This is a genomic window from Bhargavaea cecembensis (assembly GCF_001619585.1).
GTDB lineage: Bacteria > Bacillota > Bacilli > Bacillales_A > Planococcaceae > Bhargavaea > Bhargavaea cecembensis_A.
The window spans coordinates 98,674-125,351 of sequence record NZ_LQNT01000009.1 but is presented as its reverse complement, the minus strand read 5'-3'; the positions used below and the strand labels follow the sequence as shown (position 1 = coordinate 125,351).

Genomic DNA, 26,678 nt, shown 5'->3' with positions numbered 1-26,678 from the left:
AGGCATGATGCATCTATACGGAACACAGAAGATCAACAGCAACGGACATCTGGAAATCGGCGGGGTGGATGCGGAAGAGCTTGCCCGTATCTACGGTACCCCGCTGATTGTCTATGATATTGCGCTAGTCCGGGACCGTGCCCGTTCGTTTCTGAAAGCATTTGAAGAAGAAGAAGTCAGCGGCCAGGTCGCCTATGCAAGCAAGGCGTTTTCGAGCATCGCGATGTTTCGCATTGTCCGTGATGAAGGCCTCTCGCTCGACGTTGTCTCGGGAGGGGAACTATATACTGCGATCCGCTCCGGATACCCTGCGGAGCGGATCCATTTTCACGGGAACAACAAGAGCGAAGAGGAAATCCGGATGGCATTCCGGGAAGGCGTCGGCTGCATCGTGGTGGACAACTTCCATGAAATCGGCATGATCGAACGGATTTCCGAAGAGCTTTCGTTGCCGGTGGATGTCCTGATCCGCGTCACACCGGGGATTGAAGCACACACACATGACTTCATCACCACCGGCCAGGAAGATTCCAAGTTTGGCTTTGACCTGAACAACGGACAGGCTGACGATGCGTTCCGCCAGCTGTCCGGCATAAGCCGCATCCGGATTCTCGGGCTGCACTGCCACATCGGCTCCCAGATCTTCGATACGGCGGCATTCAATCTGGCAGCCGGCTCGCTGATGCGGAAAGTTTCCGAATGGCGGGACGAGCACGGGTACACATGCCCCGTTCTGAACCTGGGCGGCGGCTTCGGCATCCGCTATACGGAGGAGGACCATCCTCTCGAACCGGAAGAGTACGTCCGGGCCATGATCCGGACGGTCAAGGAAGCCGCTTCAGAGGCTGACTATCCGGTGCCGGAGCTCTGGATCGAACCGGGTCGCTCCCTCGTCGGGGAAGCAGGCACGACCCTTTACACTGCAGGTTCCGAAAAGGAAGTTCCCGAAACCCGTACCTACCTGTCCGTCGATGGCGGAATGAGCGACAATATCCGTCCCGCACTCTACGGTGCGGCCTATACGTCCGCCGCGGCTCTCCGTATGGACGAGCCGCACACTTCGGCCTACACGATTGCCGGCAAATGCTGCGAATCCGGCGACAAGCTGATTGAGCAGGCCTATCTTCCGGACGTGGAGCCGGGAGACCTGATCGCAGTTTTCTGCACGGGCGCCTACGGCTATGCCATGGCAAGCAACTACAACCGGATGCCAAGACCGGCCGTTGTGTTCGTTGAGGATGGGGATCACCGGGCAGCCATCCGGCGCGAGACGTATGATGACCTGATCCGTCTTGAGCTGGAGGCCGCCGGTATCGGAAAGGAAGAGGTTCGTTGAGGAAGAGGAACATCCTCCTTTTTATCGTCATCCTCCTCATGGCGCTGGCCTGGGGGGCCGTGTACTGGATTTTCATAGCCCCGAATTTCGGGCCTCCGACAAGCTGACGGCGGACGGAGAATACGGAAGAGAGGGAGCCGACCATGTTACTGCGCTATAAAAAATCACTCGAAAAGATCGCGATGGGCCTCCTATCCTTCATGCCCGGCGAAAAAGATGTCAAGAAACTGAAGGAAACGATCTCCCGATACGAGACTGATGACCAGAGCCAGCTCTATCTCTGGAAAATAGGAGAGGATTACATTGGCCTGGTCGGCGTGGAACTTGAAGGGGACCGCGTCACCGTCTGCCATCTGTCCGTCAACCCATCCCACCGGGGAGAGGGTGTCGGAAAAGAGATGGTCTCGAAGCTGACTGCGATCATGCCGGGGAAGACCATTGTCCCGACAGAAGCCACACGCCCGTTTCTGGAAAAGTGTCAGGAAATCATCGAAGGAGGAGCAGACCGTCAATGACGACTGCTCCTCCTTTTTTCGTGTTCCAACAGAATATGGCTCCGGTCCCGGAGCATATGTTTATGAATGAGACGGGCCCCGGTAAGGTTGGGGACAGCTCCGCTCTCCACCAGGTCATAGACGGCATTCCTGATTACGGGGTCGGCCACCCTGATCGGGAACGGCGCGAAAGGCCGGCCCCCGTCCACGGCATTCACGGCTTTCCGGAGATCGCGGAGAAAAGCAGGCAGGTCCACACCCTCCGAGAACGGAGAGTCTTCTTCATGGGCCTTGCGGAGCAGCACTTCTCCTTTTGCGAGGAGCTTGGCGGCACCACGGAAATTTCCCCGCCTCCAATGATATAGTGCGACAGCCGCCTGGATATACCCGACAAGCGGATGCGTGCGGTCCCTCGGCGCAACCAGGTTCCAGTAATCCTCAAGAACTTCGTGGCACTCAAAATAATCTTGATTCTCATTAAAGTACGCAATAAACTTGATGAAAAGCGGATGACGGAGCGGAATCATCAATCGTCCTCCCTTCCGCAAAGAATCGACTGCAGGTGAATTCATGTCCTATTTGGTGAAGTTGGAGGCGTTTGAAGGCCCCCTCGACCTATTATTGCACTTAATCAACCGGATGGAAATCGATATCTACGACATCCCCATGGCTGAGCTCACCCGCCAGTACATCGATCACATCCACACGATGAAGGTACTGGAACTGAACGAAATGAGCGAGTACCTAGTCATGGCAGCAACACTTCTGGCAATCAAAAGCAAAATGCTCCTGCCGGTCCATGAGGAGGAGGTCCCGGACATTGACGACTTTCCGGAAGACGGCCCCGACCCGCGGGACGAGCTCGTGGAGCGGCTTATTGAATATCGGAGATATAAGGAAGCCGCAGCCACTCTGAAGGAATTCGGGGAAGAACGGGGACGTAGCTTTACGAGATCGCCGGCGGAGCCCGCAGTTTCCGGCACTGCGGCAGTCCTCCCGGACGAGGGCCTGAATGTCCATGACATGATTGCGGCTTTCCGCAGAATGATGGAGCGGAAAAAACTCAGGGCACCCCTCAGGACAAGAGTAACCCGCCAGGAAATATCCATTGCGGAAACCATGGAGAAAGTGGTTGGCCGCCTCGGGAAGGCAGGCGGCCGGGCCATGTTCTCCGATCTGTTTGAAACAGGAGAACGGACGGAGCTGGTGGTGACTTTCCTGTCGCTGCTGGAGCTGATGAAACAGCAGCGGATCACCGTCGAGCAGGAAAGGAATTTTGACGACCTGACAGTCGTCCTCAGGAAGGAAGTTATGTAGTTTTGGAGAATGGAAATCAGCTTGCCGGACAGGTCGAGAGCCTGCTGTTCGTAGCGGGCGATGATGGGCTGACGGCAAAACAGCTGGCCGAGCTGACGGGCACTGATAAAGAGGCCGTCGAGCGCGCGCTTGCACAGGTTGCCGAAGCCTGCAGGCCGGAAGGCAGAGGCCTCCAGGTTGTGGAACTGGCCGGAACGTTCCGGCTGGCGACAAAGCAGCAGCATGCGGATGCGATCCGGCGCCTTCTTGAAAACCCGACAACACAGGCGCTGACGCAGGCGTCGCTTGAGGTGCTTGCGATTATCGCATACCGCCAGCCGATCACCCGCGTCGAAGTGGAGGAGATCAGGGGCGTAAAGTCGGAGAGGCCCATCCAGACGCTCGTGTCACGCGGACTGGTGAAGGAGGCAGGACGAGCCGAAGGAACAGGGCGCGCAATCCTGTATGGAACGACTGACACGTTTCTCGACCATTTCGGACTGGCAAGCCTGAAGGATCTTCCTCCGCTCAATGATTCGGGTAGTGAAGCAGAAGATGAAGAATTGGACCTGTTCATGTCCAATTTCACAGAAGCGTTCGATGAAGAAGGAACTGAAGAATAATCTGACGGAAGGCGGTGGATCTTGAGAAAGAGGATATCCGCGCTGCTGGCAGGCATCATCCTGATTGTCTGTTCTTATCCGGCTGCCGCATCTGCAGCACAGGCCTATGCGGTCATTGATGCGGAAACGGGCAGGCTCCTGGAAGGAGCCAATGAAGATGCCCGGCTGCCGATTGCCAGCCTGACAAAAATCTGGACGGCGCTCACCTACATCGATGCCGCCGGAACGGACGGCACTGTCACGATTTCCAAAAACGCTTCGAACCAGGAAGGTTCATCCATCTACCTCCGTGCCGGGGAACAGGTTCCGGCAGAGAAGCTGCTGTACGGGCTGATGCTCCGCTCGGGCAACGATGCGGCGACGGCACTGGCCGAAGACGCAGGAGGGTCTGTTGATGGATTTGTCGACATGATGAACGAAAAGGCCAGGCTGGCAGGTCTTGAAAACACAGTGTTCACAAATCCGTCAGGGCTTCATGATGACCGCCATCTGTCGACTGCCTATGAGACTGCACTTATGCTTAAACATGCAATGGACAATGACAGTCTAAAAGAGATTTCGTCCACGGTCCTCTACAAATACGAGGATGGCGGCTGGCAAAACAAACATCGGCTGGTCAGGGCGGAAGGGGATGCGGTGGCCGGAAAGACCGGCTTCACCAAAACCGCAGGCCGGACGCTCGCCACGCTGTTCGAGAAAGACGGCAAGCGAGTGATCGTGGTCACCCTGAATGACGGGGACGACTGGAACACCCACCTCAATCTTTCCGGAGAAGCATTCAGGACTTATAAAAAAGTGATTGTCGCGGAAGAAGGGACGTATCAGATCCTCCCAGGAATCCGGGGAGAACTTGAGGAGCCGCTTGCCGTGCTATTATCGGAAAAAGAGATGAAGGACGTTTCCCATGCCGCCATCATACCGCGCGGCGCAGGAAACGGCATCTGGCAGGTTCGGCTGGACGGTGTCCCGATCGCCACCGCAAAACTGAAGATTACAAAGAGGTGACCGCATCGCTGCCGATGCGGTCTTCTTTTCATTTCATTATGGTTGTGACATAATTTTGTGCAGTAAATGTGATGGGGTGACCTGATGGAAAGACTTCAGAAAGTAATAGCGGCGGCGGGAATTGCATCCCGTCGCAAGGCTGAGCAGCTGATCGCTGATGGCCGGGTGACGGTGAACGGAAAAACCGTAACAGAGCTTGGAACAAAAGTGGGCGCATCAGACAAAATAGAAGTGAACGGTGTCCGCCTCGAGCGGGAGGAAAAGGTGTATTATCTGCTTTATAAGCCCCGGGGCGTTTTGTCGGCGGCATCCGATGACAAGGGCCGGAAAACGGTCGTCGACCTGTTTCCGGAAGTGGAGGAGCGGCTGTATCCGGTCGGACGGCTGGACTATGACACGACAGGGATTCTGCTCCTCACCAACGATGGAGATTTCGCCTATCTGATGACACACCCGAAATTCGAAATCGAGAAAACGTATGTCGCACGGACCAAAGGCATTCCGACAAAGGAACAGCTGAAAAAGCTTGAGCGCGGCATCGTTCTCGAAGACGGCAAGACCGCACCGGCGAAAGCAAAGATTCTCAGTATGGACAAAAAAACAGACAAAGGAATTGTCCAGCTGACCATCCATGAAGGGAAGAACCGGCAAGTGAAGCGCATGTTCGAGGCGATCGGATGCCCTGTACAGAAGCTGAAACGTGAGTCATTCGGCTTTCTTGACCTGCACGGCCTGAACGCCGGCGACCGCAGAGAACTGACTGCGCATGAAGTGAAGCAGCTTCGCGTTCTCGCAGAAACCGGGAAGATCCGCTGATCAGGAACGTTCACAAACCCTTCATATGTATGGATTTCGACATGTTCCGCCTTTGTTATAATGGAAAAGGATCTTACCAATCCTGTAGTTTGTAGTGATTGAAAACGAGGTGACATTCGGATGAACAAGCAGCAGGAACGGGAACAAAAGAGAAAGCGGCAACAAATCATCCGGACCGCCATTCTGGCCGTTCTGGCAATCGCCATTGTGTATACGATCGTGGTCAACGTCACGAAAGATGAAGATATCGTCAAGGTTGGCGACACCGCTCCTGACTTTGAGCTGGTCGACCTTGAGGGGAATACTCACCGGCTGTCAGATTACCGGGGAGAAGGGGTGTTCCTGAACTTCTGGGGCACCTGGTGCGGCCCGTGCAAGAAAGAAATGCCGCATATGGAGAAGTACTTTAACGAGTTTGAAGACCAGGGCGTCAACATCCTCGCGGTGAACATCTCCGAATCGGACCTGAAAGTGCAGTCCTTTGCCAATACCTATGGCCTGACGTTCCCGATCGTCATCGACAAGACGAACAGCGTGCGGGATGCCTACAATGTAAGGCCCCTGCCGACAACATTCCTAGTCGGACCCGACGGAAAAGTGAAGAAAATCATCGAGACGGAGATGAGCGAGCAAGAGATCAAAACCTACATGGAAAGCATCATGCCCAGTTAAGGAGTCCTGACAACCATGAGTTCGATCAAATGTGAATGCGGCCATCTCAACCCGGAAGGGACGGATATTTGCCAGAACTGCGGACGGCCGCTTTCAACCGAAGAAAAATCAAAGAAACTGGCGGACATGCGCTATGACGGCGCCGCCATCCGCTCAAAGACGCACAAGCGGACGGTGGTCGACAAGATCTGGAACTTCTTTTCAAGTGTTCGGGTCGGAGTCGGCATCATCATCGCCATCCTGGTCGCTTCCGCGATCGGGACCATTCTGCCTCAGGTGTTTTATATTCCGGGAGGCGGTGCCAACGAGGCGCAGACCGCCCGGTATTACGAAGACAATTACGGTATTTTTGGCCAGATCTACAACGCACTCGGCCTGAGTGACCTGTATGGATCCTGGTGGTTCATGACGCTGGTCGGTATGCTTGGCATCTCTCTCGTCGTCGTGAGCCTTGACCGCGGTATCCCGCTCTACAAGTCCCTCAAAAACCAGCGCATCGACCGCCACCCGAGTTTTTTGAAGCGACAGCGCCTATACGGCGAAGGGCAAGTGGATGATCCGGATGCCGTCATGAAAAAAGCCGCTGAAAAGCTTAAAGAACAGCGGTACAACATCCGGGAAAAGAACGGTGCCCTGCTGGCCGAAAAGGGGCGCTGGGCGCGCTGGGGCCCTTATGTGAACCACCTGGGCCTCATCATCTTCCTGTTCGGAGTCATGCTTCGTGCACTTCCCGGCTTCTATGTCGACGAATCGATGTGGCTGCGTGAAGGGGAGACCCTTGCGGTCAAAGGGGCACCCGGCCTCTACCTGGAAAACAAAGGATTTACATTTGACGTTTATACCCAGGAAAATACGGACGAAGTGTTCAGCGAGGCCATCGAACGTGTCGGTTCGGTAGCCTCAAACTACCAGACGGATGTTGCGCTTTATGAGACACCGGAAGGGGCACTGCCCGGTTCGACAAACGCAGAGCTCGTCAAGGAGTATTCCATCGTCGTCAACAAACCGCTCAAGCATGAGGGCTTCCACATCTTCCAGATGGACTTTAAGCTGGACGAACTCAGTGCAATGACGTTTGCTCTTGAAAACAAGGAAACAGGTGAATCTCTTGGGGAGATGACCGTCAACCTGGCCAATCCAGAGAAGGAATACGATCTCGGGAACGGCGCCAAGGTGGAACTGCTCGATTACTACCCGGATTTTGACGGATTTGAGAACGGAGAGCCCCAGACGGCGACTCCTATTCCAAACAACCCGGCCTTCCTTTTCAAAATGACGACACCTGAAACACCGGAGGGCGAGACAAGCTTCGTGGCGATCCGCCAGACGCTCGAGCCCCTCGGGGAAAATACCCACAAGCTTGCCTTCCAGGCGGCCGAGACACGTGATGTGTCCGGCTTGACGATCCGAAAGGACAAGACAATTCCGGTCATCGTGCTCGGTGGTGTGATCTTCATGATCGGAGTCGTGCAGGGATCCTACTTTAATCACCGCCGGTTCTGGATCAGGAAGTCGGAAAACGGGCAGATCCTGGTTGCCGGCCACACAAGCAAGAACTGGGTGGCCCTGCAACGCGAACTGGATGCGGTAACCGAATATGCCGGACTGCCTGCATATACCGACCAGCGCGATAAAGAAGAACAATCGGATATACCGGAAGGAGATTCCAAATCATGAACCTAGTAGACCTTAGTGGAAATCTCCTCTTCACCGCATTCATCGCCTATCTCGCCGGGACCATTCTGTTCGGCGGCGCGGTGAAAGGGTCGAAGAACGAGGCTTCCGCCTCCAATAAACGCTGGGGCAAGCTCGGCATCACGGTGACCATCATCGGTTTCCTTGCACACCTCGGCTACTTCATCACCCGGTGGATGGCTTCGGGCCACGCGCCGGTCAGCAACATGTTCGAATTCACCACGGCTTTCGGGATGTTGCTCGTAGGAGCGGCGATCCTGTTCTACTTTCTTTATAAGTCGCCGCTTGTCGGCCTCTTTGCACTTCCGATCGCCATTGTCATCCTCGGGTATGCGGCGATGTTCCCGCGGGACATCCAGCCGCTGATCCCTGCGCTTCAGAGTCACTGGCTGACGATCCACGTCATCACGGCGGCACTTGGCGAAGCCATTCTTGCGATCTCGGCCGTTGTCGGCCTGATCTACCTGCTGAAAAATATCGACCTGACGAAAAACTCCAAAGAACGCAAATGGCTGGAATTCATCATGTATACGCTTGTAGTCGTTCTTGGTTTTATCGTCATCACAGTCGGTTTCCGGGCAGCAGGGTATGAAGCTGCATTCGACTATGTGGATAAGAACGATATGCAGGCTGAAGTGGTTTACCATATGCCTCCACTATTCGGTATGAACGAATACAGTGCCAAGACAGAAGGCGCGATGGAGCCGCTGGCGGAAATGCCGCCTATTATCAATGCGAAGACGCTGACGACATTCACATGGTCGGTCATTGCCGGAACGATTCTATACTTCCTGATCCGGCTGATCACCCGACGGCGCATAGCGGAACTTGTAAAGCCGCTTGCGGTCAAGGCGAATTCTCAGCTCATGGATGAAATCGGATACCGGTCCGTTCTGATCGGCTTCCCGGTCTTCACTCTGGGAGCACTCATTTTCGCAATGATCTGGGCACATGAAGCCTGGTCGCGTTTCTGGGGATGGGACCCGAAAGAAGTTTGGGCACTCATCACCTGGCTGTTCTATGCCGCGTACCTCCACCTCCGCCTCTCGCGCGGCTGGGAAGGGCGCAAATCGGCCTGGCTTGCCGTTGTCGGATTTGCCATCATCATGTTCAACCTGGTGGCCGTCAACCTCGTCATCGCCGGTCTTCACTCCTATGCCTAAGACAGAAAGGACCCTCCGGATTTCCCCGGAGGGTCCTTTTTCTGCGCTCTCTGATCGGTGACCCGGAAAGGTCTGCGCCGTCATCAGCCAAACCGTCCGTAAACAGACGATTCGTTTTCATTTTCCTGCTCCGGACGGTACAATAGGAAGTGAAGAGCAGTGTTGGTGAAAGGGGAAATGGTTTGTGACTGAACAGGTTTCCATCCTTGTCGTCGATGATGAAGAACGCATCCGGCGACTGCTGAAAATGTACCTTGAACGCGAGGGCTATGAAGTTGAAGAGGCGGTCGACGGCGACGAAGCGCTGGAGATGGCGCTTGGCCGTGACTATGACTGCATCCTGCTCGACATCATGATGCCGGGGAAAGACGGCGTGGAAGTGTGCACCGCGCTCCGGGAAGAGAAAATGACGCCGGTCATCATGCTGACGGCGAAAGGTGAGGAAGCGAACCGTGTCCAGGGATTCGAGGCCGGTGCAGATGACTATATCGTCAAGCCGTTCAGCCCGCGTGAGGTTGTACTACGCGTCAAGGCTGTTCTGAGGCGATCGGCGAATTACGCTTCTGTCGATCCTCAGGCACCGAAGGATCTGGTCGTCTTCCCTCATCTTATGATCGACAACGATGCCCACCGTGTAACGGCGGAAGGCAAGGAAGTGAACCTTACGCCGAAGGAATATGAATTGCTTTACTTCCTTGCGAAGACTCCGGACAAGGTATTCGACCGGGAACAGCTGCTGAAGGAAGTCTGGCACTATGAATTCTTTGGTGACCTTCGGACGGTTGATACTCATGTAAAGCGGCTGCGCGAAAAGCTGACGAAAGTCTCCCCGCGTGCCGCCAAAATGATCGTCACGGTTTGGGGCGTCGGCTACAAGTTTGAGGCAGGCAATGAATAGGATATGGAACAGCGTCGTCGGGAAGCTATGGGCAACCATATTGCTTCTCGTTTCATTTGTCCTGTTCATCGTGAGTGTCCTGCTCCTTGAATTCCTCGGGAACTTTTATGGAAACCAGGCGGAGAATACGCTTCGGCAACAGGCTGTCACGATCTCCAAGATCGTTGATCAGCACGAGGATCCGACAGCCTCAATCTATGTGATCGATGATCTTCTGGGCAGAGATACAAGTGCAGTCATCGCAAACTCTTCCGGAAAGGTGATCGGTGCCTTTCATGAGGAAGACAACGGCGGAGAAATCCGTGAAATCCTTCTTAAGGACAAAGAGCTTTCACGTGTGTTTCGTGAGGACTCCCCGGTAGTCAAAGAGATGAACCTGCCATCTGCCGAAGATGAGGACCGCATGGAGACATATTCCATCCTGGCCGCCCCGCTTCACGAAGGGAATGAGCTCAATGGAGCGGTATTCGTCTACCAGAGCATGCAGGCCGTCCACGATACCATCCGGCAGACAACCTATATTGTCCTGTTGTCCGCATTCATCGCATTTGTGCTGACAACCTTTTTTGCATTTTTCCTGTCTTCCAGAATCACGTCTCCTCTGCGGAAGCTGAAGGAAGCGGCGAACAGCCTTGCAGAAGGCCGGTACGACACGGAAGTTCCCACACCCCAGCACGATGAAATCGGTGACCTTGCAGTAGCCTTCAACAAAATGGGGCGCCAGGTCAAGCACAATCTGGAAGTGATCGGCCAGGAAAAGGAACAGCTCCAGAACATTCTTACTTCCATGACGGATGCGGTGATCTCGTTTAACCGTGACCAGTCAATCCTGCTGACCAATCCGCCGGCAGACCGTTTGCTGAAGAAATGGCGGGATGTGAGGAAAGATCAGGAAGGGGATCTCCCGGATGAAATTACGGGGATGCTTGATCATGCCGCCATGTACTCGGAGGAAGTTGAGGATGAACTGTCTCTTGATGGTCAATATTTTGATATCACAATCAGTCCGCTCTACAGCGGCAGCAACATCCGCGGAGCGGTTGCGGTTTTCCGGGATATGACGGAACAGCACAGGCTTGACAAGGTCAGGACCGACTTCCTCGCCAACATCTCCCACGAGCTGAGGACCCCGATCTCCATGCTGATCGGCTACTCGGAAGCATTGAGCGACGGAATTGTCGAGAAAGAAGAAGATCGCGAAGAAATGATGAAAATCATCCGGGATGAAGCGATGCGGATGGGCCGCCTTGTCAATGATACACTTGATCTGACCCGGCTTGAGTCCGGTTATATGAGGCTTTACAAAAACCCTGTCGCCGTGCGGCCGATGGTGGAACGGATCGCTTCCAAGTTCGTCCAGAAGGCGAAGGATGCCGACATCACCCTCGGTGTGGACACGGAAGGTGCGGGAGAGGCAATTGTCGAACTGGATGAGGACAGGATTGAACAGGTCATGACCAACCTGATCGACAACGCCATCCGGCATACCCCTTCCGGCGGAAGTGTCGAGGTCAGGTCCTCCGCTTCGGACGGACTTCTTGAAGTGGCTGTTGCCGATACCGGTTCGGGCATTGCAGATGAAGACCTGACATTCGTATTTGAACGCTTTTACAAGGCCGACAAGGCGAGAACAAGAGGGAAGGGCGGCACAGGCCTCGGTCTGGCCATTGCGAAAAATATCGTCGAGTCCCACGGCGGATGGATTCGTGCAGAGAGCAGCCTTGGTGAGGGGACAACGATGACATTCAGCATCCCTTTTGAAGAGCATTGAAACTTTTTCGCCATTCGGGCGACCAATACCAGTGAACGGAGGGCAGCTGATGGATGAATCCGTGTTTCATCGGATCTATGAGGAATACCACCAGGATGTCTACCGGTTCCTGATCTATTTGACGAAGGACCGGACGCTCTCCGAGGATTTGCTGCATGAAGTGTATGTGCGTGTTCTGAAATCATTTGGCAACTTTCAGGGGAAAAGCAGCGAGAGGACCTGGCTGTTTTCCATAGCCAGGAATGTGGCTTTTGACCATTTCCGGCGGGCAGCCGTCCGCAGAAAGCGGACGGACGAGTCGTTTGACTGGGAGACTGAGCAGCCCGCCGACCGGGGTCCGACACCCGAGGAAGCGGCTGTCCACGGAGACGAGATGGGCCGGCTTTTCGGAGTGTTGGACGCCTGCACGGAAGACCAGCGGATCGTGCTGATCATGAGGTACCTGCAGGAACTGTCCATCGCAGAAACAGCTGAAGTTCTCGGTTGGACAGAAGCGAAAGTCAAGACGACCCAGCACCGCGCAGTTAAAAAAGCAAGAGAACTTTTGGAGAAGTCGGACGGACTGGGAGGTGGCGGACGATGAGCAGAGACAAATGGAATGATGAAGAAATCGGCCGCTGGCTGAAGTCCGTGCCGAAACCCGAAGATAGGAGAAGCCGCGATGAGATCCTGTCCAGGCTGAAGGACGATCCGCGCCTGCGGGATAAGAGGCCTTCCCGGATTCGGAAGTGGATTCCGGCTGGAGTAGCCGCAGCAGCGCTTCTGGCGGCCGGTATCCTCATTCCTTCCATGATGGATGGAGGCAGTGAAATGAGCGGTGCCAATGACACGGCCAGCGAGCATGCAGACGATGCGGTACAGAAGGCAACGGAAGCGGACCGACAGGCGGAAACTGGTTCAGTTGAAGAAAGCAGTGCGCTGTCGGATAAGGGGAGCACCAGCGAAGGGGCAGATCTCCATAGCATGGAAGTTTCCATGAGCGGACCTGCTATCGGTGCGGTTTACCCCGGGAAACTGGAGGGCCTCGTTCCGTTCCGGATCGGCCTTGTAGAGGCTGCAAATGTGATACCCGTCACGTTCCTGATTCCTGGTGATAGGATCGAGGCGGATTTTGCAGGGGAAACACCGGGTCAGGTCGATCTGTATAACCGCTATGCTCCACAGATTGATGAGGAAGCCCTCGGTTTTGACGATTATCATCCATATGACGGAACTGTCGGCGAGGAAGAAGGAGAGGTAATTCTTATTCTGAACGGCAACCATTCCTACGATATTGCAAGTGCGGCAATCGGAGCGTTCACGGACTCATTGCAGGAAACATTCCGGGATAGTCCGTCTTTGCAGGTATTGGATGAGAGCGGTGCTCCTGCAGAGTTCGACCAGGTCGGTCCGCTCCAGGAAATGCCGCTTGAAAGGGAGGGGGCTGTGTACTTCTCCTATGAGAAAAGTGACGGCTCTACGATCCTTGCACCGGACCGGCATCTGGAGCCTGCCGATGCAGCTGAGGCAATCCGGCTGATGAAGGACCGGACGAACGATCTGTATGAACCGGTCGTTCCGGAGGATGCCGACTTTACGGTGGAGCTGCCGGGCGATGGCGATGTCTTGACGGTCCGGTTTGGAGAAACATTTGATTTCGGTGAAATGGAACAACAGGATGCTGCCAGGATGATTGATGGGATGGCCCTGACTGCGGCTGAGTATAATCTCCGTGTCCGCTTTGAGAATGCTGATAATCCGCCTGGAGGGTATGATCTTGATGAGGCGATTCCGCTTCCTGCAGGACCAAACGGAATGAGTTTGGACACCGGCAGCTAATTTTCTGAAATATTTTCGGCCAGACCAGTTTACAAATCATTTATTTTTTTGTATGATAGGGTTGTAATAAAAAATAACCACATATTGATTCATCTTCGGGGCTGGGTGAAATTCCCGACCGGCGGTGATGGGGTGTTATGCCCCTAAGCCCGCGAGCCGCAAGGCAGGATTTGGTGAGATTCCAAAGCCGACAGTAAAGTCTGGATGGGAGAAGGTGAAGGCACGGCCGTTTCTGTCTGTATATTTGCGGACAGGTGACGCCTGTATTAAACTTGCCTTTCTCCCCTGGACGGATTTCCGTTCAGGGGTTTTGATTTGGGGCAGGTGATCGGGGCCGTCGTCCTTCCTTCGTTGAAGAGGATCAACAGAAGGAGAGAAAGTGTCATGAAGAAAAATCTGCGCCTGCGGTCGATGATCGCAATCGCCATGCTGAGCAGTATCTCGTTTGTGCTCATGCTGTTCAATTTCCCGCTGCCGCCGTTCCCTGCATTCCTGCAAGTCGACTTCAGTGAAGTGCCGGCCATCATCGCGGCGATCACAATGGGACCGGTTGCCGGTATCCTCGTTGAACTGCTGAAAAACGTTCTGGACTGGCTGTTCTCGGGCAGCCCGACCGGTGTACCGGTCGGCCACATGGCCAATTTCGCTACAGGTGTCCTGTTCATTCTGCCGGTATGGTGGGTGTATCACCGCCTGTCCAATGCCAAGGGAATGACGACCGGCCTCATCCTCGGTACCATTTCGATGGCGGTCGGCATGAGTCTGCTGAACTATGTGCTGTTCCTCCCGCTCTATGTGAAGTTCATGAACTTCCCGGTCATGTCGGGTGAAGAACTGTACCAGATGATCGTGATGGGGATCCTGCCGTTTAACCTGCTGAAGGGGATTATCCTCGCAGCCATTATCCTGCTCCTGTTCCGCAGCATGCATCGCTGGATCGAAAAACAGCGGGCCGTCTTCCAGGGATAATTACCGGAAGCGCCCAACATCTGCCTTTACTTATTCAGGACCGTTCCGGGTAACACCGGAGCGGTTCTTTTTGATGATCCGGGGCGATCTTACCGGATACAAAAAGCCCGGCGCCAGTAAGGCGCAGGGCTTTTTGCGTTCAGTCTTCGTACTTCAGGGGATCTCCGTCAAACGGTGCATCCGCAATTTTGATGGAGTCTGTCGGGCAGCCGTCGAGAGCATCTTCCATATCCTCGATGAGCAGTTCTGGAACTTCGGCAGTGCCCGTGTTATCATCTAGGATAACAAATGACAGGCCCATATCATCATAGTCATATATATCAGGGGCGGCTGCGCCGCAGGCCCCGCATGCGATGCACGTATCCTGGTCGACGATCGTGTACTTCGGCATAGTGGGTCTCTCCTTTAAACTAGTGAATCCCGTGTCCTGTATTTCACAGGACCGGTGTTGCATCAATACTAATGATAACACTTTATCCCGCGGAGGCGTGCCATGAGCTTTGATGACATTTTATTGAACATCATCAGCCGTCTGGACGGCGAGCGTTATAAGCACGCCGCCTTCCATCTGATGAAGGGGAAGCGGTCGGGCCAGACGCTGCAGGATACGGAATATTACGGGCTGCATCCGTTTTTCGGGATGCTGCCTTCTTTGCATGCCAAAGATTTTGATTTGGCCTATCGGCGGCTCCTGGCATCCGGTCTCATCACTGAAAAAGAGGATGGGACCGTTTTTCTGAGCGAGGCAGGAAAAATGAGGGCTGCTGCGCTTGAGCCGGTTCGTCTGAATGGATGGGTATACCGGGGCATGGAGCAACTGTTTTTTGCGAGGCTTGCCCTCACCGTCCAGACAGTGTCCCATCTGTCTGCCGGAGACCGTACGTTTATGCCAGTGTCCGCCGATCCGTCCGTTCAGCGGGTTGTGAGAAATCTGTTTGCGACTGTTGTAAGAGGAATGAACCCCAAAGAGATCGCCGTGGAGATCCGAAACGGATTGGAATCTACCGGCATGGAGGATGCCCGGCTTTCCCGTTTCTTGGCCCGTCTTTCGGGAAAGGGCATGTCCGGCATGACCTGGCATCAGCTTTCCGAACTGTCCGGCCTGTCTGAGATGGACCTGAAAGTGGAATATGTGGAAACACTGCATATTTGGCTTGACGTGATTTCAGAACAGCAGACTCCGCTGCTCGTCGCCCTGTCTCAGGGAGTGCGGGCGGAAAGCCCGCTCACCGGTTCTGCCAAGAAAACGGACGAGCTGTACCGGGCCGGGATGGGCATGGAAGAGATCGCGGAGCGGAGAAACCTGAAAATGAGCACAATCGAAGATCATTTTGTCGAGATTGCGATTAATGATCCCGCGTTCCCTCTCAGGAAGTTTGCAGCGCAGGAGGATATTGAAGACGTCAGAAGTGAGGCGGCACGGTTGGGTACGCGTAAGTTGAGTGTGTTGAAAAAGTCGTTTCCCGGACTCAGCTATTTTCAGTTGCGTCTGATCCTGGCGCGGCTCGGAAAGGAGGATGGGTCAGATGGACATGACAATCCGGGAAAACCTGGACAGCCTGCTGAAACGGGTCACAGGATTTGATGAATTCCGCGAAGGCCAGGAAGAGGTCATCCGCTCGGTGATCCGGGGACGCGACACGATTGCCGTGTTGCCGACCGGGGCAGGCAAATCACTGTGTTACCAGCTTCCCGTCTACGCACTCGGAGGGACCGTGCTGATCGTGTCACCGCTTCTCTCACTTATGGAGGACCAGGTCGCCCAGCTGAAGATGAAGGGTGAAAAGCGGGTCGCGGCATTGAACTCGTACCTGGCCCCAAAAGAGAGGGCTGACGTGCTGGCCAATCTTGGAAGGTACCGATATCTGTTCACCTCCCCGGAGATGCTGGTCCAGCCCCATATATCCGACCGGATTAAACGGCTTCGCCTTGCATATATCGTGGCAGACGAAGCACACTGCATTTCTCAATGGGGATTTGACTTCCGACCGGACTATCTCAGGATGAGGGAATGGCTCGGAACCCTGGCGGAAAGGCCGCCTGTCCTCGCCCTGACGGCGACCGCCTCGGAAAAGGCCATCCGTGATATCGCGGACTATCTGCTCATGGAGCAGCCTGAGCTGTTTATCCATCCGCCGGACCGGCCTAATATTGCAATGGAACTTTTGCGCCTTCACGGCCGGGAGGAAAAAACGGAATGGATTCTCGACAACCTCTCCCGCTGGAAGGGCCCGGGCATCATTTATGTACAGTCGAGGAAGCGGGCAGAAGAACTTGCGGATCTTTTGAGCAGCCGTCGGATTCGTGCGGCCGCCTTCCATGCCGGCATGGAGAATGAGGACCGGATCCTAGTCCAGCAACAGTTCTTGAACGGGGAACTGGAATGGATCTGCGCGACCAATGCATTCGGCATGGGCATCAACAAACCCGACATCCGATGGATTATCCATGACCATCTCCCTGCCTCCGCAGCCCAGTATATACAGGAAATCGGCAGAGCCGGAAGAGACGGGGGGCAGTCATTGGCCACCCTCCTTTATGCGGAAAGCGATGCCGACACAGCGGCATTTATCGCCGTGGACGATCTGCCGGAACCGGAAACGGTGCGTTTTATCGGCGCTTGTGTGGAGGAAGGCCTGACCATCGAGGAAGCGGGGGAGCGTGCGGGACTTTCAGAGACCGCGCTCCGGGTCGTGCGCTATTGGCTCGGAAGACTCGGAACAGAAAGCGCCGCGACTCAGATGGAGCGGCTGGCGGAAGCAAAACGCAAAGAAATTTTCTCTATGGTCCGTTTTGCAGAAGGCGGCGGGTGCATTCGTTCAAAAGCACTTGGCCTTTTCGGCTATTCACCGGCGTCCCGCCCCGATCAATGCTGTTCGGAATGCGGTCTGGTTCCCGAACGGATTTTAACCGGCAGGACAACTGCCGGAAATACCCCCGGCCTCCTCGATTGGAGGGAACGAATCGATCGTTTGTTCGGATTTTAATGTGGTGAATAACGTTTACTTTTGCGACAGCATTCGTCATAATATATTTACGTACCTTTTATTGGAGGGTGACGGCTATGACGAATGATGACTTCCGACAGAAGTTCGAGCAGCACCGCAAGGAAATCGCGGTGACTGACGATACGGATGCTGCGGACAAGCCGATGACAAGAGCTGAACTGTTCGGCCGCAAGGAACCGTCAGCCAAGAAAAAGAAGAAGGCCGGTAAGGCAGTCGGGAAAAAGAACAGACCTAAAGGAAGCACACTGATCAACACGTTGCTCATTCTGTTCATGCTGATTCCGATTTCGCTATTTATCTATGTCTATAAATTCTATGATCCGATGGAAAGCAGCAATGCTGCTGAACTCGAGCAGAACCTTGAGATTGACACATCCATCGCCGGCGAAGATGCCGAGCCGCCGGCAGAGGGCGGTGCCGTTTCCGATGCAGAGGAGCAGGAAGCGGAAGAGCAGGCTAAAAAGCAGCAGGAGGAGCAAAAGCGCCTCGAAGAACAGAAAAAACTCGAGGAGCAGAAAAAGCTCGAAGAACAGAAGAAACTCGAGGAACAGAAAAAACTGGAAGAACAAAAGCGCCTGAAAGAGCAGCAGCGGATCGAGGAGCAGAAGCGCAAAGAAGAACAGGCCCGGATCGCCGAGCAAAAAAAGCGCGAAGAGCAACAGCGCCAGGAGAAGGAGAAGGAGAACGCCAAGCGCGGTTCACACACCGTCCAGCCGGGAGAAACACTTTACCGCATTTCAGTGAATTTTTACGGTTCCGGTGACGGGGTGGAGAAAATCAAGCGTGCCAACGGCCTTTCCTCCAATGAAATATCCGTAGGTCAGACACTCATCATCCCTTAACAACCGGGATGCATTAAAGGAATTACAGCTCCCCCTGCCGAATAAAGATATCAAGAAAACAGATACCGATAGGATGGGGTGGGACGATGTTTGTACGAAGCGTCATGATTCCAAAAGAGAAATGTGTGACGGTTCAGATCGGCGAGTCGCTCGAGAATGTGCTTGAGCTGCTCCGGCGAGAAGATATTGATGCGCTGCCGGTATTGGACGGCGATGAGTATAAAGGCATTATCAACCAATACCTGACCTATGAAGCCTATTTCCACTCCGGCAAGGACCGGCAGTCCTACCTTTCTGAAACGTCGCTTAATGACATCATCATCCGCAAGGACATCACGCTCACGCTCGATGACGTCTTCGAGAAATCTTTTGTCGAGATCAGCGATTTTCCGATTATCGCTGTCACCGAAGGTCCGAAGTTCCTCGGAATCGTTACGCGCCCGGACATCGTCAACCAGGTGAAAAGCGCATTCGGCATGAGCCGGAAAGGGGTTCGCATCACATTCACCTCGGTGGAGACTGAAGGACAAATCGCCCGTCTCGGTGAACTGCTGCACAAGTACCACGAGTCGGTCATTTCCATGATCACGTTTGATGAGACTGATAAGCTAATCAGGCGGATTGTCCTCAAAATCGAGCAAAGCGATAACATGGGACTGTTCCTGAAGCAACTCGAGAAAATCGGATTCCGTGTTCTGCATATCCATGAGGAAGACTGAAGAGACGAATTTCATAGCATTCGGCAGTGGCCTGCGGTGAGCGACCGAGCTGCTGCCGTTTGCTTTTTTATTTCTCATGGGGATTCTTACCGGATCCCTGTTTTTCGTGATGCGCATTCCGCTTTGGTGCATACTTTAGTCCAGGGCAGGCGTCTTATGAATAAAGGGTCCGAAAGCCTCCAGAAACGGGAGTTGATGCAATGGGAATGAAAACTGCAGCCACCGTATTGGCGGCCACGGCAGGCACTGTTCTTGCCGCAATGTATGCAAGCGCCAAACTGGCCCTGCTCAGGAAGCATGAGGCCGTCATTTATACCGAGCATGACGGGGAAGGCCCCGATATTTTCTTTATTTCGGATATACACCGCCGTCGTATATCCAGGAAACTCATCCGGAAGGCAGGCGGTCCGTTTGATGCTGTCATTATCGGCGGGGACCTGGCGGAAGGAGGTGTCCCAGAAGACAGGATCCGCAGGAACATCAGGCGTCTTTCCGGGCTCGGCCCGCTTTACTACGTATGGGGGAACAATGACCGTGAAGTCGGAGAGGGGCTGATCCGTTCAGCCATTGCCGATGTGGGCGGTTCTGTCCTTGACAATGAGTCGGCTGAACTCCTGTCAGGTCCCGTCCGCTGGATGCTGGTCGGTACGGATGATTTGTCTTCTTTCAACGTCGATGTTGAAAAGGCTTTCCGGAATGTAAGGCGGGGGGATGCAGTCATCTTCGTCTCTCACTCGCCGAATGTCTTTGACATGCTCGGCTCCAGAGATCCTGAACTTCGGATGGCCGGGCATACCCACGGGGGCCAGATCCGGCTGGGCCGGTTCGGTATGCTTGAAAAGGGACGCTTCCGGTCGGATAATGGAAAGGTGGAACTCGTGAGCAACGGCTACGGGACCTCTCTCGTGCCGCTCAGGCTCGGCGCCCCGGCTGAAAGCCATATAATCAGGCTGCGGGCGATCAAGAAGCACAGTAATGGAGAGTTGTAAATCATGAATCAGGAAGAAGCAATCATTATCGGGGGAGGACCATGCGGTATTGCTGCAGCCATCGCATTGCAGGATAAAGGCATCAGTCCTCTTATCATCGAAAAGGGCAACATCGTTAATGCCATCTACAATTATCCGACCCACCAGACGTTTTTCAGTTCAAGCGAGAAACTGTCTGTCGGCGAAATTCCGTTTATCACGGAGCGTCTGAAACCGAAACGGAACGAAGCGCTAGTCTATTACCGGGAGGTCGTGCGGAGAAAGCAGCTTCGGGTCAACCGGTTTGAACGGGTCGAGAGTGTCGAAAAAGCGGATGGCGGATTTAACATCAAAACAGACAAGGGGCATTACCGGGCACCCGTCGCAGTCGTTGCGACCGGATACTATGACAATCCGAATCATCTGGGAATTCCCGGGGAAAACCTGCCGAAGGTCTTTCATTATTTTAAGGAAGCACATCCATTTTTCGACACGGATGTGCTGGTGATCGGCGGGAAAAACTCCGCGGTAGATGCCGCCATCGAACTGAACAAAGCAGGCGCCCGGGTCACGGTTTCTTATCGCGGGACGGAATATTCACCGAGCGTCAAGCCGTGGGTGCTGCCTGAATTTGATGCGCTTGTACGGGACGGTTCGGTCGATATGCGGTTCGGTACTGTGCCTGTCCGCATTACGGAAGAAACTGTGGAGCTTGAGGACAGGGAGTCACAGATCTGTTCTATACCCAACGATTTCGTGTTCGCCATGACAGGCTATCACCCGGACCATACATTCCTGCGGAAGATGGGAATCGGAATCGACGAGGAAACCGGTCGTCCTAAGTATGATCCGGAAACGATGGAAACGTCGGTACCCGGTCTGTTCATTGCCGGTGTCATTGCGGCAGGCAACAATGCCAATGAGATCTTTATAGAAAACGGACGCTTTCACGGCGGCCTCATCGCAAAAAAAGCCATAGAATATGTTAAATAAGAAAAGCCGGAACTGCAGGGGAGATTTCCCCGGACGGGTCCGGCTTTTCTTATGCCATTTTAGAAGTTAATAAAAATATTATGTAAACTATATACCCATCTGCCTGTCGGCAGATGAATCAATGTCCCTTGAAAGATCCTGAAATCTGTTTCGGCCCGATACCGGCTGATAAGGCGAGGAGCAACTGGATCCTGGCTTTTTGGCCGCTGAGTCCATGGGCGAAAATGACACCTTCCTCTTGAAGCATCCTTCCGCCTCCTTCGTATCCATACACTGGCTGGGCGATGCCGTTGAAGCAGCGGGAAACGAGCACCACGGGAATCTCATCTTCGAGCAGCCTCCGCAGCCCCGGCATGAGGGAGGGAGGAACATTTCCCTGACCGAGTCCTTCGAGGACAATCCCTTCGTAGCCGGCGTCTGCCGCATGAAAGAGGAATTCCGAATCCATTCCGGCATACACTTTCAGGAGTGCCACCCGTCCGCCAAGCTCATCCACATCAAATCGGGTGCGGAGGAGTGGAGCATGATGATAGTGGACATGGCCATTCGTCACCAGGCCGATCGGTCCGTACTGGGGGCTCTGGAAAGTTGAGACGTTTGAGGTATGGGTCTTCGTCACATTCTGAGCCGTATGGATTTCGTCATTCAAAACGACGAGGACCCCCTTGCCCCGCGATCCCTCATCAGAGGCGACCCGGATGGCAGACAGAACGTTGTGGACACCATCGGATCCGATCTCATCGGCGCTTCTCATCGCTCCGGTCAGAACGACGGGAATCTCCAGATCAAGTGTCAGGTCCAGGAAATAGGCCGTCTCTTCCAGAGTGTCCGTACCGTGGGTGATGACGACCCCGTCCGCGTGCTGTTCACTGAGAGAACGGACGATCAGCTTCTTCAGCTCAAGCATATGAGCGGGGGTGATGTGCGGGGAGGGAAGGTTAAAGGCCTCGGCCTCGATGATCCCGTCTGCCATTCCAAGCTTGCTGATTTCACCGAGGAGCGGGTTGCTCATGCCGGGTCTGACGGCTCCCCGTTCGTCTGTGGTCATCGATATGGTGCCGCCCGTATGGAGAAGAAGCAAGGTTTTTGTCATTTTGGTACCTCCCGGTAGATTCTGACATGTTAAAATAGGATGATGGATGTAGTTCGCAAGGAGGGGGAGACGCCCATGTTTATGTTGCTTACGGTGGCGATCGCCCCGGGCCTCGCACTTTTCAGTTACTTTTACCTGCGCAAGCAGATTCATAAAGAACCTTCTCGGAGCCTTCTTCAGACCTATGTTTATGGAATGATGCTGACATTTCCAATCCTCTTCATCCAATATGTATTTGAGGAGGAAGGGGTATTCGGCTCCGTGTTTGTCAGTGATGTGCTCTTCACAAGCGGGTTGGAGGAGTTTTTCAAGTGGCTCGTCCTGCTTGTCGTCGTCTACGGACATGTGGACTTCGAGGATCCTTATGACGGCATATTGTTTGGCGCTTCCGTTTCACTCGGATTCGCCACCGTCGAAAACATTCTCTTCCTTCTGACTTTCGGGATGGACGAGGCGCTGATCCGTGCGTTGCTGCCCGTCTCCAGCCATGCGCTGTTCGGTGTTGTCATGGGCTATTATCTGGGCCGTGCAAGGTTCGTCGAAGAGTCCGGGACAAAGCCGATGCTGTTCCTGGCTTTATTCACCGCATTCGGGCTCCATTTTGTCTATAATGCGCTTGTCATGTCAGGAAGCATCAGAATGTACCTGTTGATCCCGTTCATGCTCTTTCTGTGGTGGTTCGCCCTTAAGCGTGTCAAGCGGGCGCACACACTGAGTATCGACCAATATATCAGAAAGCAGCGCACAGCGCGATGACCCGGCCCGAGCCGGGTTTTTTGTTTGTTCTCCGGGAATAATAAAATGGTCAAAGCTTCAGATAAAGCAGAAAGTCATCTTCCAACAGCAAACTTTTCTCATTTGACGCTTTCCCTGTTTATAATCCCCCTGTTTTTGTACACGCTATGCAAAAGACCCTCCCGGAATTTACCGGGTCGGGCGATGGAAACTACAGGAGGGATTCATGTGCAAATGAAATCGGCGCGCCGAAATCGCAGGCCCGTCCTGGCTGTGCTGGTTCTGGTCCTGGCCTTATCCGTACCGGCCGGCAAGGACGCGTTCACCGCGCAGAACATTGGACGCGGCGCATTCGGCGATGATGTCATCGAACTGCAGGCACGCCTTCAATGGACGGGATTCTATGACGGGAAGATTGACGGAAAGTTCGGTTACGGGACCTACTGGGCACTCCGGAACTTCCAGCAGGATTACGGCCTTCCGATTGACGGAGTGGCAGGAGCAGCGACAAAAGAAAAGCTGGTATCCGTATCAAAGTATCACAAAGACTTTGTCATGGACAATATCGCAGCAGGCAAGACATTCACCCATTATGGTGGCACACCGCTTGAAGCCCAGGTAAAAGGCGGGGGCAACGGTGCAGCTGGCGGCCAGACCGCCAACCAGACCGCCAACCAGACCGCCAACCTCCCTGCCGGCTACAGCGATGAGGATATCCAGCTGATGGCCAATGCGGTGTATGGGGAAGCACGCGGCGAGCCGTATGAAGGGCAGGTCGCCGTTGCGGCGGTTATTCTGAACCGTGTGGAGCATGCCGACTTCCCGAACACTGTGAGCGGTGTCATCTTCCAGCCCCTTGCCTTTACGGCGGTTGCAGACGGACAAATCTGGCTTACCCCTAACGAGCGGGCCAAAGAGGCCGTCATCGATGCCATTAACGGCTGGGACCCCTCAGAAAATGCCATCTACTATTTTAACCCGGTCACGGCAACAAGCAAATGGATCTGGTCAAGGCCACATATCAAAAAAATCGGGCAGCATATCTTCTGCATGTGAGGGATTCCATGAAAAAACTGATATTTGTACTCGCGTATACTGTTGCCGCGCTGGCCATCTTCTCCTGGTCAGCCTCCGCCAAAAATGAAAGGCTCACTTTGGTGCTGAATGGTCAGTACACTGACCAACTGACTGAGGCGACCGAGCAGATGAACCAATTGGAGCAGGAAGTCAGGAAAGTTCTGCTTTACCAAGACCAAACTGCGGCAGTAGAGCCGTTTGACAACATCTGGAGATTGTCCTCGGAGATCCGGAATAACATTTCCGGTCTGCCGCTCGACCGTGAGTTTACTACGGAATGGATGAATTACCTCACAAGGCTCGGAGATTATGCAGAACTGGCCAAAACCGGCGCAATTCCACAGGACAAGTGGGAAAAGGCGCTAGGCAATGCTGCGGCGAACCTTAATGAATTCTCCAACGAATGGTCATCCGCAACGCAGGGGATGTTCGCCGGCGGTACCGGTCCGGACACTTGGTTTGCACAGCTTGAAAGCGAAGAGCCGGACAAGCGCTGGGCCAATCTCGGACAGGCAGTCAAGACCTACTCCGAGAGTGACTTCCCGCTGACCACAAGTGAGCATGATGAGCAGAAGAAAAAAGATCTTAAGCATCTGGAGGATAAGCCGATCGGTCGTGACGGTGCGCTCGGCCGGTTCAAGGAGCTCTTCCCGGATTATGACGGCGCAACCATTCATGTAAGCCAGAGCGAACCGGATGCGCCGTACCCGTTCTATCATATCCGCTTCCAGGACGGCGCGCGGATCGGCTATGCTGACTTTACCGAACGCGGCGGTCACCTGCTGTCTCTTCTGATTGAGCGGCCGGTGGGCGAAGACGTTCTGCCTGAGGCAGACATCCGCAAGCGCGCGGAAGATTTCCTCCGGCAGGCCGGATATGAGGACCTTGTCTACGAAGAAGCCAGGGAAAACAGTCACTTCTGGCACCTGAGCTTTGTACGGGTGGATCCCGATACCGGCGGTAAGGTGTTTGCCGACGGCGTCCAGGTGAAGCTCGCGAAGGATGACGGTGAAGTGCTCGGTGTCAATGCAATGGAGTACATCCAGAAAGAGAATCTGAAGGCCCAGCCGATCAATCCATTTGATCCGGAAGAATTCTTCGCGGACGGGACTAAGGTCCAGTCAGAGGAGCTCGGATATACCGCCAACCGTGAACTTGTCCAGCGGCTCTGTCACCTTCTGATTGTCACCAAGAAGACAGGCGGCAGAACGGACACTTACAGGCTCATGGTCGACACTGAGACGGGAGAAGTGCTAAAGAGCGAAATCCTGGACTGAACCGGTGAAAAGTCCCCGCCATCGGGGGCTTTTCATTTTTTTGTATGGTACAATGGGGTCGAATTGACTTGAGGAGAGTTGAACGAGATGACGAACGAAATCCGCATTGCGATCGACGGACCCGCCGCCGCGGGAAAAAGTACGATTGCGAAGTTAGTGGCCGGGAAATTAGGTTATACATATATTGATACGGGCGCAATGTACCGGGCGCTGACGTATAAAGCGATTGGAGCGGGCATAGATTTGGACAAGGCCGCCGATGTGGAAGCGCTCCTGCCGGGTACCGAGATTGTCCTCAGGGCCGGCGAGAATGGCCAGACCGTCTGGCTCGATGGCCGTGACGTGACGGACGAAATCCGCACAGCTGCCGTGACAAATGGCGTTTCAGCCGTTTCTGCACATCCCGGCGTGCGCACCTATATGGTAGATGCACAGCGTAAGATGGCTGAAGAGGGCGGTGTCGTGATGGACGGGCGTGACATCGGAACGGCTGTGCTGCCGGATGCAGAACTGAAGATCTTCATGACGGCCAGCGTCGAGGAGCGCGCACACCGGCGTCATGCAGAAAACCTGAGCCGCGGATTTGAGTCCTCTCTTGAGCAGTTGGCACATGAAATTGCGCTCCGGGACAAGAAAGACAGTGAGCGCGAAGTTTCCCCTCTCACGCAGGCTGAAGACGCAGTCCTGCTTGATACGACTTCGATGTCAATCAGTGAGGCGGCGGAGGCGATCATGGAGCTTGTCAGGGAGAAGGTGGACTGATGGACTTCTATCATTTCGCAAAGTCGGTCGTATACGGTGTGCTCAAGCCGTTGTACCGGCTGGACGTGAAGGGGACCGAACATTTTCCCGAGTCCGGAGGCGTCCTCGTCTGTGCGAACCATATTGCAGATCTGGATCCCCCGGTTGTCGGCATCACTGCACCCCGCCCGATTAATTTCATGGCAAAGGCGGAGCTGTTTGAAGCTCCGATCCTGAAAAACCTGCTTCCGAACCTTCACGTCTTCCCGGTCAAACGCGGGCTCAGTGACCGGAACGCCATCCGCACGGCGCTCAGCCTGCTGAAAGACGGGCAGGTCGTGGGGATGTTTCCGGAAGGAACGCGGAGCAAAGATGGGACCCTCGGCAAGGGCATGTCCGGAGCCGGCTTTTTCGCATTGAAGGGCGGCGACGCAGTCGTCGTTCCGTGCGCAATCATCGGGCCCTATCGTCCATTCCGGAAAGTGAAGGTCCGCTACGGCAGCCCGCTTGATATGGCGCCGTTCAGGGAGCGGAAAGCGGGAGCCGAAGAAGTGACGGAAGCAATTATGGAAGAAATACGCCTGCTGATAGAAAAAGAAAAATCGGGCAAATAAGCATAATATTTTGTTTTTACAGGCGTTTTCTAATAAAATGGGGTAAGGAACCTTT

The 26,678-nt window shown here is 54.3% G+C and carries 28 protein-coding genes and 1 riboswitch; of the genes, 25 read left to right on the top strand and 3 right to left on the bottom strand.

Annotation, left to right across the window (positions count from 1 at the left end; genetic code table 11):
* The first annotated feature begins 7 nt into the window (after window positions 1–7).
* Together lysA and AV656_RS04305 are read left to right on the top strand one after the other, a co-directional pair.
* Entirely contained in the window at window positions 8–1,336 is a 1,329-nt protein-coding gene (gene lysA, locus AV656_RS04310; protein WP_063181211.1) for a diaminopimelate decarboxylase, read from the top strand.
* Between the two features lie 143 nt (window positions 1,337–1,479).
* Window positions 1,480–1,851 carry a GNAT family N-acetyltransferase gene (locus tag AV656_RS04305; RefSeq protein WP_063179266.1) on the top strand — a complete coding sequence of 124 codons (372 nt, stop codon included), beginning with the start codon at window positions 1,480–1,482 and terminating at the stop codon, window positions 1,849–1,851.
* Here the strand turns inward: AV656_RS04305 and AV656_RS04300 are convergent.
* Window positions 1,845–2,357, bottom strand: a complete 513-nt coding sequence (locus tag AV656_RS04300) for a DUF309 domain-containing protein (protein WP_063179264.1) — start codon at window positions 2,355–2,357, stop codon at window positions 1,845–1,847. The two genes, AV656_RS04305 and AV656_RS04300, sit on opposite strands and share 7 nt — an antisense overlap.
* Window positions 2,358–2,400: 43 nt before the next feature.
* On the opposite strand from AV656_RS04300, the gene AV656_RS04295 reads away from it, so the two are divergent.
* The 12 genes from AV656_RS04295 to AV656_RS04240 all read left to right on the top strand — a co-directional run bounded on the left by AV656_RS04295 (window position 2,401) and on the right by AV656_RS04240 (window position 14,556).
* The gene (locus AV656_RS04295) at window positions 2,401–3,147 is read left to right on the top strand and encodes a segregation/condensation protein A (RefSeq protein WP_063179262.1); all 747 of its coding nucleotides are present in this window, start codon (window positions 2,401–2,403) and stop codon (window positions 3,145–3,147) included.
* Between the two features lie 2 nt (window positions 3,148–3,149).
* On the top strand, window positions 3,150–3,749 hold the full coding sequence (gene scpB / locus AV656_RS04290; protein WP_063179260.1) for an SMC-Scp complex subunit ScpB: 600 nt from the start codon (window positions 3,150–3,152) through the stop codon (window positions 3,747–3,749).
* 21 nt (window positions 3,750–3,770) lie between these two features.
* A complete protein-coding gene (locus AV656_RS04285; RefSeq protein WP_063179258.1) occupies window positions 3,771–4,754 on the top strand; it encodes a D-alanyl-D-alanine carboxypeptidase family protein in 984 nt (327 codons plus the stop codon).
* Between the two features lie 84 nt (window positions 4,755–4,838).
* A complete protein-coding gene (locus AV656_RS04280; RefSeq protein WP_063179256.1) occupies window positions 4,839–5,570 on the top strand; it encodes a pseudouridine synthase in 732 nt (243 codons plus the stop codon).
* 120 nt (window positions 5,571–5,690) lie between these two features.
* Window positions 5,691–6,242: a thiol-disulfide oxidoreductase ResA gene (gene resA, locus AV656_RS04275; RefSeq protein ID WP_063179254.1), complete on the top strand. Its 552-nt coding sequence runs from the start codon at window positions 5,691–5,693 to the stop codon at window positions 6,240–6,242.
* Window positions 6,243–6,257: 15 nt separating this feature from the next.
* Window positions 6,258–7,919, top strand: a complete 1,662-nt coding sequence (gene resB / locus AV656_RS04270) for a cytochrome c biogenesis protein ResB (protein WP_063179252.1) — start codon at window positions 6,258–6,260, stop codon at window positions 7,917–7,919.
* Window positions 7,916–9,100 carry a c-type cytochrome biogenesis protein CcsB gene (gene ccsB / locus AV656_RS04265; RefSeq protein ID WP_063179250.1) on the top strand — a complete coding sequence of 395 codons (1,185 nt, stop codon included), beginning with the start codon at window positions 7,916–7,918 and terminating at the stop codon, window positions 9,098–9,100. The genes resB and ccsB overlap by 4 nt, the downstream gene beginning before the upstream one ends.
* Window positions 9,101–9,284: 184 nt before the next feature.
* Window positions 9,285–9,998, top strand: a complete 714-nt coding sequence (locus AV656_RS04260) for a response regulator transcription factor (RefSeq protein WP_063179248.1) — start codon at window positions 9,285–9,287, stop codon at window positions 9,996–9,998.
* On the top strand, window positions 9,991–11,769 hold the full coding sequence (locus AV656_RS04255; protein ID WP_063179246.1) for an ATP-binding protein: 1,779 nt from the start codon (window positions 9,991–9,993) through the stop codon (window positions 11,767–11,769). The genes AV656_RS04260 and AV656_RS04255 overlap by 8 nt, the downstream gene beginning before the upstream one ends.
* A 49-nt stretch (window positions 11,770–11,818) precedes the next feature.
* Window positions 11,819–12,352: an RNA polymerase sigma factor SigX gene (locus AV656_RS04250; RefSeq protein WP_063179244.1), complete on the top strand. Its 534-nt coding sequence runs from the start codon at window positions 11,819–11,821 to the stop codon at window positions 12,350–12,352.
* Entirely contained in the window at window positions 12,349–13,587 is a 1,239-nt protein-coding gene (locus tag AV656_RS04245; RefSeq protein WP_063179242.1) for an Ish1 domain-containing protein, read from the top strand. Before AV656_RS04250 ends, AV656_RS04245 begins: the two co-directional genes overlap by 4 nt.
* Before the next feature lie 87 nt (window positions 13,588–13,674).
* A riboswitch (FMN riboswitch) is annotated at window positions 13,675–13,807 on the top strand.
* Window positions 13,808–13,971: 164 nt separating this feature from the next.
* On the top strand, window positions 13,972–14,556 hold the full coding sequence (locus AV656_RS04240; RefSeq protein ID WP_063181210.1) for an ECF transporter S component: 585 nt from the start codon (window positions 13,972–13,974) through the stop codon (window positions 14,554–14,556).
* 139 nt (window positions 14,557–14,695) lie between these two features.
* On the opposite strand, the gene AV656_RS04235 is transcribed toward AV656_RS04240, so the two are convergent.
* A complete protein-coding gene (locus tag AV656_RS04235) occupies window positions 14,696–14,947 on the bottom strand; it encodes a ferredoxin (protein WP_063179240.1) in 252 nt (83 codons plus the stop codon).
* Window positions 14,948–15,049: 102 nt separating this feature from the next.
* Here AV656_RS04235 and AV656_RS04230 point away from each other — a divergent pair, with 102 nt between their 5' ends.
* From AV656_RS04230 to AV656_RS04205, 6 genes are all read left to right on the top strand, one after another.
* Entirely contained in the window at window positions 15,050–16,141 is a 1,092-nt protein-coding gene (locus AV656_RS04230; protein WP_063179238.1) for a helix-turn-helix domain-containing protein, read from the top strand.
* Window positions 16,083–17,543, top strand: coding sequence for a RecQ family ATP-dependent DNA helicase (locus AV656_RS04225; protein WP_063179236.1), 1,461 nt, complete (start codon window positions 16,083–16,085; stop codon window positions 17,541–17,543). Before AV656_RS04230 ends, AV656_RS04225 begins: the two co-directional genes overlap by 59 nt.
* 77 nt (window positions 17,544–17,620) lie before the next feature.
* On the top strand, window positions 17,621–18,406 hold the full coding sequence (locus AV656_RS04220; protein ID WP_063179234.1) for a LysM peptidoglycan-binding domain-containing protein: 786 nt from the start codon (window positions 17,621–17,623) through the stop codon (window positions 18,404–18,406).
* A gap of 86 nt (window positions 18,407–18,492) precedes the next feature.
* Window positions 18,493–19,125, top strand: coding sequence for an HPP family protein (locus tag AV656_RS04215; RefSeq protein WP_063179232.1), 633 nt, complete (start codon window positions 18,493–18,495; stop codon window positions 19,123–19,125).
* Window positions 19,126–19,325: 200 nt separating this feature from the next.
* Window positions 19,326–20,114 carry a metallophosphoesterase gene (locus AV656_RS04210; RefSeq protein WP_063179230.1) on the top strand — a complete coding sequence of 263 codons (789 nt, stop codon included), beginning with the start codon at window positions 19,326–19,328 and terminating at the stop codon, window positions 20,112–20,114.
* Between the two features lie 3 nt (window positions 20,115–20,117).
* Window positions 20,118–21,086: a YpdA family putative bacillithiol disulfide reductase gene (locus AV656_RS04205; RefSeq protein WP_063179228.1), complete on the top strand. Its 969-nt coding sequence runs from the start codon at window positions 20,118–20,120 to the stop codon at window positions 21,084–21,086.
* Window positions 21,087–21,204: 118 nt separating this feature from the next.
* Here AV656_RS04205 and AV656_RS04200 read toward each other — a convergent pair whose 3' ends face one another.
* The gene (locus tag AV656_RS04200; RefSeq protein WP_063179226.1) at window positions 21,205–22,179 is read right to left on the bottom strand and encodes an asparaginase; all 975 of its coding nucleotides are present in this window, start codon (window positions 22,177–22,179) and stop codon (window positions 21,205–21,207) included.
* A 75-nt stretch (window positions 22,180–22,254) separates the two neighbouring features.
* On the opposite strand from AV656_RS04200, the gene prsW reads away from it, so the two are divergent.
* The 5 genes from prsW to AV656_RS04175 all read left to right on the top strand — a co-directional run bounded on the left by prsW (window position 22,255) and on the right by AV656_RS04175 (window position 26,623).
* On the top strand, window positions 22,255–22,935 hold the full coding sequence (prsW, locus tag AV656_RS04195; RefSeq protein WP_063179224.1) for a glutamic-type intramembrane protease PrsW: 681 nt from the start codon (window positions 22,255–22,257) through the stop codon (window positions 22,933–22,935).
* Between the two features lie 213 nt (window positions 22,936–23,148).
* Window positions 23,149–23,970 (top strand): spore cortex-lytic enzyme, encoded by an 822-nt coding sequence (gene sleB / locus AV656_RS04190; protein ID WP_063179219.1) that lies wholly within the window; start codon window positions 23,149–23,151, stop codon window positions 23,968–23,970.
* 8 nt (window positions 23,971–23,978) lie between these two features.
* On the top strand, window positions 23,979–25,268 hold the full coding sequence (locus AV656_RS04185) for a PepSY1/2 domain-containing protein (protein WP_063179217.1): 1,290 nt from the start codon (window positions 23,979–23,981) through the stop codon (window positions 25,266–25,268).
* An 87-nt stretch (window positions 25,269–25,355) separates the two neighbouring features.
* Window positions 25,356–26,030, top strand: a complete 675-nt coding sequence (cmk, locus tag AV656_RS04180) for a (d)CMP kinase (RefSeq protein ID WP_063179215.1) — start codon at window positions 25,356–25,358, stop codon at window positions 26,028–26,030.
* Window positions 26,030–26,623, top strand: coding sequence for a lysophospholipid acyltransferase family protein (locus AV656_RS04175; protein WP_063179213.1), 594 nt, complete (start codon window positions 26,030–26,032; stop codon window positions 26,621–26,623). Before cmk ends, AV656_RS04175 begins: the two co-directional genes overlap by 1 nt.
* Window positions 26,624–26,678 lie beyond the last annotated feature (55 nt).

Excerpts from the sequence above, each read along its gene's own strand:
- lysA (WP_063181211.1), top strand. The coding sequence starts at position 8 with ATGCATCTATACGGAACACAGAAGATCAACAGCAACGGACATCTGGAA.
- AV656_RS04305 (WP_063179266.1), top strand. The coding sequence starts at position 1,480 with ATGTTACTGCGCTATAAAAAATCACTCGAAAAGATCGCGATGGGCCTC.
- AV656_RS04300 (WP_063179264.1), bottom strand. The coding sequence starts at position 2,357 with ATGATTCCGCTCCGTCATCCGCTTTTCATCAAGTTTATTGCGTACTTT.
- AV656_RS04295 (WP_063179262.1), top strand. The coding sequence starts at position 2,401 with ATGTCCTATTTGGTGAAGTTGGAGGCGTTTGAAGGCCCCCTCGACCTA.
- AV656_RS04280 (WP_063179256.1), top strand. The coding sequence starts at position 4,839 with ATGGAAAGACTTCAGAAAGTAATAGCGGCGGCGGGAATTGCATCCCGT.
- resA (WP_063179254.1), top strand. The coding sequence starts at position 5,691 with ATGAACAAGCAGCAGGAACGGGAACAAAAGAGAAAGCGGCAACAAATC.
- resB (WP_063179252.1), top strand. The coding sequence starts at position 6,258 with ATGAGTTCGATCAAATGTGAATGCGGCCATCTCAACCCGGAAGGGACG.
- ccsB (WP_063179250.1), top strand. The coding sequence starts at position 7,916 with ATGAACCTAGTAGACCTTAGTGGAAATCTCCTCTTCACCGCATTCATC.
- AV656_RS04255 (WP_063179246.1), top strand. The coding sequence starts at position 9,991 with ATGAATAGGATATGGAACAGCGTCGTCGGGAAGCTATGGGCAACCATA.
- AV656_RS04250 (WP_063179244.1), top strand. The coding sequence starts at position 11,819 with ATGGATGAATCCGTGTTTCATCGGATCTATGAGGAATACCACCAGGAT.
- AV656_RS04245 (WP_063179242.1), top strand. The coding sequence starts at position 12,349 with ATGAGCAGAGACAAATGGAATGATGAAGAAATCGGCCGCTGGCTGAAG.
- AV656_RS04240 (WP_063181210.1), top strand. The coding sequence starts at position 13,972 with ATGAAGAAAAATCTGCGCCTGCGGTCGATGATCGCAATCGCCATGCTG.
- AV656_RS04235 (WP_063179240.1), bottom strand. The coding sequence starts at position 14,947 with ATGCCGAAGTACACGATCGTCGACCAGGATACGTGCATCGCATGCGGG.
- AV656_RS04230 (WP_063179238.1), top strand. The coding sequence starts at position 15,050 with ATGAGCTTTGATGACATTTTATTGAACATCATCAGCCGTCTGGACGGC.
- AV656_RS04225 (WP_063179236.1), top strand. The coding sequence starts at position 16,083 with ATGGACATGACAATCCGGGAAAACCTGGACAGCCTGCTGAAACGGGTC.
- AV656_RS04220 (WP_063179234.1), top strand. The coding sequence starts at position 17,621 with ATGACGAATGATGACTTCCGACAGAAGTTCGAGCAGCACCGCAAGGAA.
- AV656_RS04215 (WP_063179232.1), top strand. The coding sequence starts at position 18,493 with ATGTTTGTACGAAGCGTCATGATTCCAAAAGAGAAATGTGTGACGGTT.
- AV656_RS04210 (WP_063179230.1), top strand. The coding sequence starts at position 19,326 with ATGGGAATGAAAACTGCAGCCACCGTATTGGCGGCCACGGCAGGCACT.
- AV656_RS04205 (WP_063179228.1), top strand. The coding sequence starts at position 20,118 with ATGAATCAGGAAGAAGCAATCATTATCGGGGGAGGACCATGCGGTATT.
- AV656_RS04200 (WP_063179226.1), bottom strand. The coding sequence starts at position 22,179 with ATGACAAAAACCTTGCTTCTTCTCCATACGGGCGGCACCATATCGATG.
- prsW (WP_063179224.1), top strand. The coding sequence starts at position 22,255 with ATGTTTATGTTGCTTACGGTGGCGATCGCCCCGGGCCTCGCACTTTTC.
- sleB (WP_063179219.1), top strand. The coding sequence starts at position 23,149 with ATGAAATCGGCGCGCCGAAATCGCAGGCCCGTCCTGGCTGTGCTGGTT.
- AV656_RS04185 (WP_063179217.1), top strand. The coding sequence starts at position 23,979 with ATGAAAAAACTGATATTTGTACTCGCGTATACTGTTGCCGCGCTGGCC.
- cmk (WP_063179215.1), top strand. The coding sequence starts at position 25,356 with ATGACGAACGAAATCCGCATTGCGATCGACGGACCCGCCGCCGCGGGA.
- AV656_RS04175 (WP_063179213.1), top strand. The coding sequence starts at position 26,030 with ATGGACTTCTATCATTTCGCAAAGTCGGTCGTATACGGTGTGCTCAAG.